Source organism: Vibrio hibernica, from assembly GCF_015223435.1.
Taxonomy (GTDB): Bacteria; Pseudomonadota; Gammaproteobacteria; order Enterobacterales; family Vibrionaceae; genus Vibrio; species Vibrio hibernica.
Map to the genome: position 1 here is coordinate 174,377 of NZ_VHKO01000002.1, position 10,176 is coordinate 184,552.

Below are 10,176 nucleotides of genomic sequence, written 5' to 3' on the forward strand. Positions count from 1 at the left end.
GCTACTTTGCATCCTAACGTTAAACTTCCACCTGAATTTTTATCTTTAATCGAATCGACTATGCCACCTCATTTAAGCATGGATGAGTTTACCTCCGCATGTCAACGACCTTTACGTCGTAGTATTAGAGTTAACACACTCAAAATTTCAGTATCCGATTTCTTAATATTGGCAAAAAAAAAGCTATGGTCATTAGAAGTTATTCCTTGGTGTAATCAAGGATTTTGGCTCGAGCGTGAGGATGACACCGTTCCTCTAGGCAATACCGCAGAGCACCTATCTGGTTTGTTTTACATTCAAGAAGCCAGTTCAATGCTTCCTGTTACCGCCCTATTAGAAAATAATGATAACTTTAATACTGTTCTAGATATGGCTGCTGCACCAGGTTCAAAAACCACTCAAATTGCTGCGGCAATGCAAAATAATGGCGCCCTCGTTGCAAATGAATATTCAGCGAGTAGAGTGAAAATCCTTAGTGCTAACCTACAACGTTGCGGCATTCATAATACTGCACTCACTAACTTCGATGCTCGCGTATTCGGCGCATGGTTACCAGAACAATTCGATACGATTTTACTCGATGCCCCATGCTCAGGCGAAGGTTCGGTACGTAAAGATGCCGATGCCATGAGTAATTGGAGTTTATCTTCCATTATTGAAATAGCCCAAACACAAAAAGATCTCATTGAGAGTGCTTTTCATGCGTTAAAACATAATGGTGTTTTAGTCTATTCTACTTGTACCTTGAATCTGCAAGAAAACCAAGACGTTTGTCATCATCTGAAAAACACTTTCGGTGATGCTGTTGAGTTTCAATCTCTTGGACATTTATTTGAACACGCAGAGAAAGCAATAACAGCAGAAGGGTTCCTTCACGTCTACCCTCAAATATTTGATAGTGAAGGTTTTTTTGTCGCTAGAATAAAGAAGGTCGCTTCAGTTCCTCCTTTAGAAGTACATAAACGTTTAGGCAAATTCCCGTTTGAAAAAGCCTCAGCGAAACTCATCGAACAAATTAAATATTCATTAGCGGAAACGCTATCTCTATCGATCCCAGACAGCAGTGACATATGGATCAGAGATAAAGAGGTATGGTTATTTCCAAGTGCTATGACGCACATGATTGGAGAACTCCGCTTCAGTAGGATCGGAATAAAACTGGCTGAAATATTAAAAGCAGCCAAGAAATCATCTCAACTATTTCGTTGGCAGCATGAGGCTGTCATGGCTCTTGCCAAACCAGATAATAATTTGCTAGTTGAACTAACAATCGAAGAGGCTCGAGAGTGGTTTATGGGGCGTGATGTTCGTCCTATTCAAATTGGAACAGGAGAAGTGATCGTCAGCTTTGAAAATAAAATTATTGGCCTAGGAAAATGGGTTGGAAATAGAATTAAAAATGGTTTACCTCGAGAATTAGTTCGAGATAATAATTTATTTTAAGATCGAATATCAAGGACGTTCCTATACTTAAAAGTGAACGCAACTCGCCACTGCTTGTTTCGGGACACTCTTTTCATAAAAGCCTCTATCGAGGCTTTATCTTCTAATAGGTTTATTAATCAATAAGGTAAATGCCATCTTTTTCGATGCGAATTCTTCCTTCTTTATACAAGCCGCCGATAGTCTTCTTAAACGTCCCTTTACTTGTTCGAAATACCGTAAAAATAGCTTCAGGAGTTGACTTATCACTTAATGGTAAAAATCCACCTTTAGTTTCCAATACATGGAGCACTTTTTCACTCAAGTCATCCATTTTTGCTATTCCAATCTTTTGCAGTGATAAATTAACTCGTCCATCTTCACGTATTTCTTTGATGTAACCTTTCAAGCGCTTACCAACAAATAGCTTTCCAAATACATCTGATTTAAAGATCACTCCCCAATGCTTTTCGTGAATGATCGCTTTAAAGCCAAGATCAGTACGTTCAGCGATCAATAAGTCGACCTGATCATTAATTGCATAAGTTACAGGGGTTTTATCTAATAATTTATTAAATTTGGTTGTACCAACAATACGGCCAGATGCAGAGTCAGAATAAACATAAACTAAAATACTTTGCCCTTCAGATAAAGGAACACGTTGATTACTAAAAGGAATCAGCAAGTCTTTTTTATCGATACCCCAATCAACAAAAGCCCCGATATTATTTACGCCAACAACATGCATCATTCCCCACTGCCCAACTTGAGCTATTGGTGTTTCTGTTGTCGCAGAAAGTTGATTATCAGAGTCAAAATACAGCATCACATCTATATCACTACCAACAACGATATTATCTGATGCAAATTTATTAGGTAACAGCACAGAGCCAAAATCATCAGCATCAAGGAAATATCCAAAATCTGTTTGTTTGGTAACAGTAAGTGTATTGATTTGACCAATATTAATCATGAAAACTCTTTTATTAACGTAAATGACAAGTTAATTATACGTGATAGCCTACTATCTTGTCTTTGTAATTCATTAAAATGAAATCGGAATACTAGACATCAGTATTTTTAATACTAAATAATGAACCTAATTAAAGCTATTGATAATAAACAGTAATAAAAAAAGAGAGCCGAGGCTCTCTTTTTCATAATTCTAAAACTGATTCTAGTTAAAGAGCAGCTTTCGCTTTTTCAACTAATACTGCAAATGTAGATTTGTCGAATACAGCGATATCAGCAAGGATCTTACGATCGATCTCAATAGATGCTTTCTTAAGGCCATTAATGAAACGGCTGTAAGATAGACCATTTTGACGAGAAGCAGCGTTAATACGAGCGATCCATAGTTGACGGAACGTACGCTTTTTATTGCGACGGTCACGGTATGCATATTGACCAGCTTTTGTAACTGCTTGGAAAGCTACACGGTAAACACGTGAACGTGCTCCGTAGTAACCTTTAGCTTGCTTTAGAACTTTCTTATGACGTGCACGAGCTTGTACACCACGTTTTACGCGAGGCATTATGTCTCTCCTAAACTATTAAATAAACTAACAAAAAATTAAGCGTATGGAAGCATACGTACAACACCAGCTACTTCACATTTAGGAAGAATGGAGTTTGGACGAAGCTGACGCTTGTTTTTAGTAGTACGTTTAGTCAGGATATGACGTTTTGTCGCGTGCTTAAATTTAAAGCCGCCACCAGTTTTTTTGAAACGCTTCGCAGCGCCTCGGTTTGTTTTCATCTTAGGCATGGATGAATAACTCCGCATTGTATGTATTAATCGTTCTACGTGCTAAAAATAGCTTAAAAAACGCAGTGTTAATAAACATATCGGTTAATAATATGTAATTAGGGCGAATAAAACCTCTTTACCTTGCCAATTATGGCAGGTAACGAGGTTTAATTACTTGTAAGGCCGTTAATTACTTCTTTTTAGGGGCCAACACCATGATCATTTGGCGACCTTCTATACGCGTTGGGAAAGATTCAACCACTGCTAACTCTTCAGTGTCCACTCTCAAACGCCTAAGAACGTCTACGCCAATCTCTTGGTGAGCCATTTCACGACCACGGAAGCGAATAGTTACTTTCACTTTGTTGCCGTCTTCAAGGAAACCAGTCAGGTTGCGTAGTTTTACCTGATAGTCTCCGATATCAGTCCCAGGACGGAATTTAATTTCCTTAGTCTGGACCTGTTTTTGCTTCTTCTTCTGCTCTTTAGCAGCTTTGCTCTTTTCAAAGAGGAATTTACCATAGTCCATCACACGACAGACTGGTGGTTCAGCGTTTGGACTGATTTCTACCAGATCCATACCAGCTTCAACCGCTGCTTCAAGTGCTTCTTCAGTTGTGACAACACCTACTGGCTCGCCATCTGCACCGGTTAAGCGTACTTCTTTGACGCCACGTATTTCATCGTTTAAACGATGCTGGTTTTGCTTGGCCGGTTGTTGGCCTTTTCTTCCGCCTTTAATAGGTTATTCCTCCAGATTGAGCTTACGGCTTGAGACATCGGCGTGAAGATATGAAATTAAATCTTCAACTTTGAATTTACCAAGGTCTGTGCCTTTTCGTGTACGTACTGCAACTTCTCCAGCTTCCATTTCTTGGTCACCACAAACGAGGATGTAAGGTACACGCTTTAATGTGTGTTCGCGGATTTTAAAGCCTATCTTCTCATTTCTCAAGTCCGCTTTTACTTTAAAGCCAGATTTTTGCAATTTTTGTGCAACTTGTTGCACATAATCAGCCTGTTTATCTGTAATTCCGGTGATGATAGCTTGCTCTGGTGCCAACCAAGTAGGAAAGAAACCAGCATATTCTTCAATCAAAATACCGATAAAGCGTTCAAGAGAGCCTAAAATCGCACGGTGAATCATAACAGGAACAAGACGTTCGTTACTTTCACCAACGTATGTAGCCCCTAAACGACCCGGTAAATTAAAATCAAGTTGAACAGTACCACATTGCCATGCACGATCTAAACAATCGTGTAATGTAAACTCGATTTTAGGACCGTAGAATGCCCCTTCTCCTTCTTGAATTTCATATGGGATTTCCATCGACTCTAAAGCAAGTTTTAAATCATTCTCTGATTTATCCCAAATTTCATCACTACCGACTCGTTGTTCAGGACGAGTCGATAGTTTAACAACAATGTTATCAAAACCGAACGTATTGTAGACGTCATAGACCATTTTAATACATTGGATCACTTCATCTTGAATCTGTTCTTCAGTACAGAAGATATGGGCATCATCTTGGGTAAAACCACGCACACGCATAATGCCGTGTAACGCGCCTGAAGGTTCATTACGATGGCAAGAGCCGAACTCTGCCATTCGTAGTGGCAAATCACGATAAGACTTCAAACCTTGGTTGAAGATCTGAACATGACCTGGGCAATTCATTGGTTTAATTGCATATTCACGATTTTCTGAAGACGTTGTGAACATGGCATCGGCGTATTTATCCCAGTGACCAGAACGTTCCCAAAGTACACGATCCATCATTAATGGACCTTTTACTTCTTGATAATCGTATTCGGTCAGTTTTTCACGTACAAATACTTCTAGTTCACGGAAAATTGACCAGCCATTATGATGCCAGAAGACCATACCCGGGGCTTCTTGCTGCATATGGAATAAATCTAAATGCTTACCAATTTTACGATGATCACGCTTAGCCGCTTCTTCTAAACGAACAAGATGCTCTTTAAGTTGTTTTTTATCCGCAAACGCTGTGCCGTAAATACGTTGCAGCATTTTATTATCACTATTACCACGCCAATATGCACCCGCTACATTAAGTAGAGTGAAGTTTTGGCAGAAGCTCATATTCGGCACATGCGGACCACGACACATGTCGATATATTCTTCATGGTGATATAAACCTGGATGATCATCACGAGAGACATTTTCATCCAAAATTGCAATTTTGTATTCTTCCCCACGAGACTCAAACGTATCACGTGCTTCTTGCCAATTGACGTTCTTTTTCACAACTTGATACTTGGTTTTCGCTAACGCTTTCATACGTTTTTCGATAGCATCAAGATCGTCTTGAGTTAATGAATGTTCAAGATCGATATCGTAATAAAAGCCACGATCGATAGTTGGACCAATTGCCATTTTAGCTTGAGGAAACAATTGCTTAATCGCATGTCCAAGCAAGTGAGCACAAGAGTGACGAATGATTTCTAAACCATCCTCATCTTTAGCAGTAATAATTTCTAAGCTCGCATCATTTTCAATCAAATCACACGCATCAACACGATTGCCATCTACACGGCCAGCAATAGTAGCCTTTGCAAGACCAGGGCCGATAGAAAATGCTACATCCATAGTTGAAACTGCGTTATCGAATTGGCGAGTACTGCCATCAGGGAGAGTAATTACAGGCATGAATATATCCTATTACAGTGGTGCCACATACCAAGTAGCACTTGAGTTTAAAATAGTTGACCAAAAATTTAATTACATAAATCATTCAGTCATAGAAAATTTATCTTCTTTATAGTCTGTCGTTCAGCTTTAGACTTTGGTACAAATCAAAATTGACAATAACGAGAAGTAAGCATCGACTTCAATTAAAAGAAGCCGGTCATTATAGCGATTTTCATAATAATTTATACCTTCATCATTGATTTAATTTCACCTTATTTCGTGCATTTTTTAGAGCCATTTGAACTTTATTGTATTTTTTTTAACTGGACTGACCAATTTACTCACTTTGTCATATATAATCGCGGCTGTTTTTATTACCAGTAGTGACTTATGTTCTTAGCCCCTTATTTTTCCACAGAAGACAACACCTTCAAATTCACTCGTGAACAAGCGAGTCATTTTGCTAAAAAAGTAGCGGGTGACTTTAATCCTATCCATGATGAAGACAGTAAACGTTTCTGTGTGCCGGGTGATTTATTATTTGCCATGCTACTTCAACAAAAAGGCATCAGCGAAAAAATGAGCTTTCGTTTTTCAGGCATGGTTGCTGATGGTGTACCACTACATATTGAAGAAACCAATGAAAACGACATTGCCCTATTAGACAGTAAAGGCAAAGCTTATCTACATATGCATCATGAAGGTGATGTTTGTACCAATAATGTGTTCATTGAACATGTTGTCACTAATTACGTTCAATTTTCTGGCATGAATTTCCCACACATCATGGTGCCATTAATGGAAGAGCAGCAACAGATGTTCAATTGCCAACGTCCATTAGTTATATATGAAAGTATGGACATTGAATTTTCTCGCTTAGATCTCACTCACCCTGAAGTAGAATTCTCCGGAGCAACTTTCGATGTGAATGGTAAGCGTGGTGTGGTCACACTCAACTTTGCCTTTAAAGAACAAGGTGAGATTGTCGGCCGCGGAGCCAAACGTATGATCGCCACAGGTTTAAAACCATATTGTAGTGAAGAAATTAATTATTTTGTTGATATTTTCAATACGCGTAAAGATGCCTTTTTAGCAAGTAAGTAGTTAAAGCATCTCGATTTGAAAGCTAAAGAATTCATCTTCTTTAGCTTTTTTATTTTCTAACATATCCCCTATTTAACCTTATGTTTGACTTACATCCCAACTACCAACATTTCATTAACAAACAAGTACTCGGCTAACAAATTATCGTCTATTATTTAAGCCGATTTGGAGTATTCCTCTCGGTTCTTAATTTTAAATAATTTTTTCTTGCATAATATGATGTACTGATTAGTATATCCGGCTAGTGAAAATTAATGCAGTATGGAAGCATGACTATTCAAATTAGCGCGATTAATAAATTCTACGGCTCAACACAAGTTCTCCATGATGTGAGCTTTGAATGCCAATCAGGTGATACTTTAGTTTTGCTTGGGCCGAGTGGCGCCGGTAAAAGCTCGCTACTCCGTATACTTAATCTATTAGAGCTACCTGATAGTGGTTCACTTCAGGTTGCAGGCACCTCATACGATTTTAATCACAATATTTCAGAAAAAGATGGTTTGAGCTTACGCAAAAAAGTCGGCATGGTTTTTCAACAATATAATCTATGGCCACATATGAGCGTACTAGATAATTTAATTGAAGCTCCAGTAAAAGTACTAGGCATATCAAAAGAGTCTGCTAAACAAGAAGCGACGTCAATACTCACCCGCCTCCAACTTGCCGATAAAATAAATACTTGGCCATTACAATTATCAGGTGGTCAACAACAACGCGTTGCGATTGCTCGAGCATTAATGATGAAGCCTGATGTATTGCTATTTGATGAGCCAACCGCTGCATTAGATCCTGAAATAACAACTCAAATTGTTAATATTATTAAAGATTTAAGCAATACAGGCATAACCCAAGTCGTCGTCACCCACGAGGTAGACTTCGCCCGAAAAATAGCCTCCCACCTACTTTATCTAGAAAAAGGATATGTTGTAGAATACGGTGATAAATCCAGTTTTACACACCCTAAAACTGAAGCTTTTAAACAATATTTACAACATTAAATCGACGTTCCCTTTCCTTAAATAAAGGTGAGAAATTAATATAATACTCACTAAGTAATAAGCGATATTTTTTAAAGAAAATCACAGATATAAATGGAGTTATACAATGAAAAAAATTTTGTTAGCCAGTGTTATCGCTTTAGCATCAACGCATGCTTTTGCACAACAAGAATTAAAATTTGCTACTGAAGCGACTTATGCACCATTTGAATATATGGATGATAATAATCAGATTCAAGGTTTTGATATCGATTTAGCGAAAGCAATTTGTACAGAAATTAAAGCAACATGTACTTTCCATAACCAAGCTTTTGATAGTCTAATCCCTGCATTAAAATTCAAACGTTATGACGCTGCTATTTCTGCAATGGATATTACTGATGCACGCCTAAAGCAAGTCAGTTTTTCTGATGCCTACTACGATAACGCTGCTGCTTTTGTTTCAAATAAAGGCAAAATTACCGATCAAGCGGCACTAAAAGGTAAGCGTGTTGGCGTTCAAAATGGTTCTACACACCAAAGCTATTTAGTTGATCAGATGCCAGATGTTACTTCTGTTCCATACGCAAGTTATCAAGATGCCTTTATCGATATGCAAAATGGACGTATTGATAGTGTATTTGGTGATACAGCAGTTGTAGCGGAATGGTTTAAAAATAATGATAAGCTAACTTACGTTGGTGACCCGGTAACTAATAAGCAGTACTTTGGTAATGGTTTTGGTATTGCCGTTAATAAAGATAATCAAGATCTTGTTAAGCAACTCAATACAGCATTGAAAACGTTGAAAGAAAATGGTCAATACAAGAAAATTTTTGACCAATATTTTGGCAAGTAATTGTTAAATAAACCACTAAACGATCGGAAAAAATAATGCTTTCAGGTTACTCTCTTGCTCTGGTAGATGCGAGTTTATTAACAATTGAACTCGCGTTCAGTAGTCTTGCAGTCGGCCTAATCTTATCCGTAATATTTGCGGGTGGTGAGATGTCTCGTTTACGCGTGATTTCTTGGCCGACTACTGCTCTTGTGACTATCATCAGAGGGTTACCTGAATTATTAGTCGTTTTGTTTATTTTCTTTGGTTCCAGCCAAATCTTATTTTATGTCACTGGCGAGTATATTGATGTTAGCCCATTCTTATCCGGTGTTATTGCCCTTTCCCTTATTTTCGCATCCTATGCTGCTCAAACATTACGTGGCGCTTTAAAAGCAGTCCCAAAAGGGCAAAGGGAAGCGGCTAATGCTCTTGGACTAAGTAAAAAACGTGCCTTTATTCGTATCGTCTTACCACAGGCTATTCGTCATGCTCTACCCGGCTTAACGAACCAATGGCTTGTACTGCTAAAAGATACAGCATTGGTTTCTTTAATTGGTGTCACCGATCTTTTAAAGCAAGCACAACTAACTTCTGCCGCTACCCACCAAAGCTTTACTTGGTACGCCACCGCTGCCATGGTTTATCTTGTGATCACATTAATAACCCAACGCATCGTGAAGTTAATTAATAAAAAATACCAACTACAAGAAAATACCATCACGATCAATAAGAAGAAAACCGGAGCCAAAGCATGAATGAACAACATATTTGGCAATTGTTAAACGGGTTACAAACAAGCCTCGAACTCACCGCTGTAGCCTTACTGGTTGGTTGTATTCTTTCTCTTTTAATGACGGTGAGCTTAATTACTCAAACACCAATAATTCATTGGTTGAGCCGAGGATTAATAACAGTATTCACTGGTACGCCGTTATTAGTACAAATTTTTCTAATTTATTACGGTCCAGGACAGTTTGAAGCAATAAAAGAAAGTATTGCGTGGAACTGGTTAAGTCAGCCTTGGTTTTGCGCTATGATCGCCTTAGCACTAAATACGGCAGCTTATAGCACTCAATTATTTAAAGGCGCCTTTGATGCGATTCCTTCAGGGCAATGGCAAGCTTGTCGCGCTTTAGGTATGAGCACTAAAACCACGTTAGGCGTTTTGCTTCCTTATGCGATTCGCCGTGCTATTCCAGCTTACTCGAATGAAGTAATTTTAGTGTTTAAAGGCACCTCTCTTGCGAGCACGATTACTATTATGGATTTGATGGGCTATGCACAACGTATCAATGCTCAAACCTATGATACATTGACCGTATTTGGTATTGCTGGCGCATTTTATCTCATCGTAAATGGTTCACTCTCACTCATATTTAGACAAATTGAGAAAAAAGTGCTCGCGTTTGAAAATAATGGTCATTAATAG

Annotated in this window: 11 protein-coding genes; 6 read left to right on the forward strand and 5 right to left on the reverse strand. The window is 38.4% G+C overall.

The genetic code is table 11. The features are described 5' to 3' along the window. Positions 1-6 precede the first annotated feature (6 nt). A complete protein-coding gene (gene rsmF, locus FH976_RS02085) occupies positions 7-1,443 on the forward strand; it encodes a 16S rRNA (cytosine(1407)-C(5))-methyltransferase RsmF (protein WP_194089250.1) in 1,437 nt (478 codons plus the stop codon). Between the two features lie 115 nt (positions 1,444-1,558). Here the strand turns inward: rsmF and FH976_RS02090 are convergent, their stop codons facing one another. The 5 genes from FH976_RS02090 to thrS form a co-directional block, all read right to left on the reverse strand. Further along, complete coding sequence (locus FH976_RS02090; RefSeq protein ID WP_194089251.1) at positions 1,559-2,395, reverse strand: CvfB family protein; 837 nt, start codon at positions 2,393-2,395, stop codon at positions 1,559-1,561. A 208-nt stretch (positions 2,396-2,603) separates the two neighbouring features. Continuing rightward, the gene (rplT, locus tag FH976_RS02095) at positions 2,604-2,957 is read right to left on the reverse strand and encodes a 50S ribosomal protein L20 (protein WP_194089252.1); all 354 of its coding nucleotides are present in this window, start codon (positions 2,955-2,957) and stop codon (positions 2,604-2,606) included. Between the two features lie 38 nt (positions 2,958-2,995). After that, entirely contained in the window at positions 2,996-3,190 is a 195-nt protein-coding gene (rpmI, locus tag FH976_RS02100) for a 50S ribosomal protein L35 (protein ID WP_089138142.1), read from the reverse strand. A gap of 172 nt (positions 3,191-3,362) precedes the next feature. Next, positions 3,363-3,914 (reverse strand): translation initiation factor IF-3, encoded by a 552-nt coding sequence (infC, locus tag FH976_RS02105; RefSeq protein WP_190332888.1) that lies wholly within the window; start codon positions 3,912-3,914, stop codon positions 3,363-3,365. A gap of 3 nt (positions 3,915-3,917) precedes the next feature. Continuing rightward, positions 3,918-5,843 carry a threonine--tRNA ligase gene (gene thrS / locus FH976_RS02110; protein WP_194089253.1) on the reverse strand — a complete coding sequence of 642 codons (1,926 nt, stop codon included), beginning with the start codon at positions 5,841-5,843 and terminating at the stop codon, positions 3,918-3,920. 372 nt (positions 5,844-6,215) lie between these two features. Between thrS and FH976_RS02115 the strand changes: the two genes are divergently transcribed. From FH976_RS02115 to artM, 5 genes are all read left to right on the forward strand, one after another. Beyond that, the gene (locus tag FH976_RS02115) at positions 6,216-6,929 is read left to right on the forward strand and encodes a DUF3581 domain-containing protein (protein WP_194089254.1); all 714 of its coding nucleotides are present in this window, start codon (positions 6,216-6,218) and stop codon (positions 6,927-6,929) included. A gap of 269 nt (positions 6,930-7,198) precedes the next feature. Further along, positions 7,199-7,927, forward strand: a complete 729-nt coding sequence (gene artP / locus FH976_RS02120; protein ID WP_324187403.1) for an arginine ABC transporter ATP-binding protein ArtP — start codon at positions 7,199-7,201, stop codon at positions 7,925-7,927. 106 nt (positions 7,928-8,033) lie between these two features. After that, positions 8,034-8,765, forward strand: a complete 732-nt coding sequence (locus FH976_RS02125) for an arginine ABC transporter substrate-binding protein (RefSeq protein ID WP_194089256.1) — start codon at positions 8,034-8,036, stop codon at positions 8,763-8,765. A 32-nt stretch (positions 8,766-8,797) separates the two neighbouring features. Then, a complete protein-coding gene (artQ, locus tag FH976_RS02130) occupies positions 8,798-9,502 on the forward strand; it encodes an arginine ABC transporter permease ArtQ (protein ID WP_194089273.1) in 705 nt (234 codons plus the stop codon). Then, positions 9,499-10,173 carry an arginine ABC transporter permease ArtM gene (gene artM, locus FH976_RS02135; RefSeq protein ID WP_194089257.1) on the forward strand — a complete coding sequence of 225 codons (675 nt, stop codon included), beginning with the start codon at positions 9,499-9,501 and terminating at the stop codon, positions 10,171-10,173. The genes artQ and artM overlap by 4 nt, the downstream gene beginning before the upstream one ends. Positions 10,174-10,176: the final 3 nt, after the last annotated feature.

Coding starts and splice junctions, on each gene's coding strand:
- FH976_RS02090 (WP_194089251.1), bottom strand. CDS start 2,395: ATGATTAATATTGGTCAAATCAATACACTTACTGTTACCAAACAAACA.
- rplT (WP_194089252.1), bottom strand. CDS start 2,957: ATGCCTCGCGTAAAACGTGGTGTACAAGCTCGTGCACGTCATAAGAAA.
- rpmI (WP_089138142.1), bottom strand. CDS start 3,190: ATGCCTAAGATGAAAACAAACCGAGGCGCTGCGAAGCGTTTCAAAAAA.
- thrS (WP_194089253.1), bottom strand. CDS start 5,843: ATGCCTGTAATTACTCTCCCTGATGGCAGTACTCGCCAATTCGATAAC.
- FH976_RS02115 (WP_194089254.1), top strand. CDS start 6,216: ATGTTCTTAGCCCCTTATTTTTCCACAGAAGACAACACCTTCAAATTC.
- artP (WP_324187403.1), top strand. CDS start 7,199: ATGACTATTCAAATTAGCGCGATTAATAAATTCTACGGCTCAACACAA.
- FH976_RS02125 (WP_194089256.1), top strand. CDS start 8,034: ATGAAAAAAATTTTGTTAGCCAGTGTTATCGCTTTAGCATCAACGCAT.
- artM (WP_194089257.1), top strand. CDS start 9,499: ATGAATGAACAACATATTTGGCAATTGTTAAACGGGTTACAAACAAGC.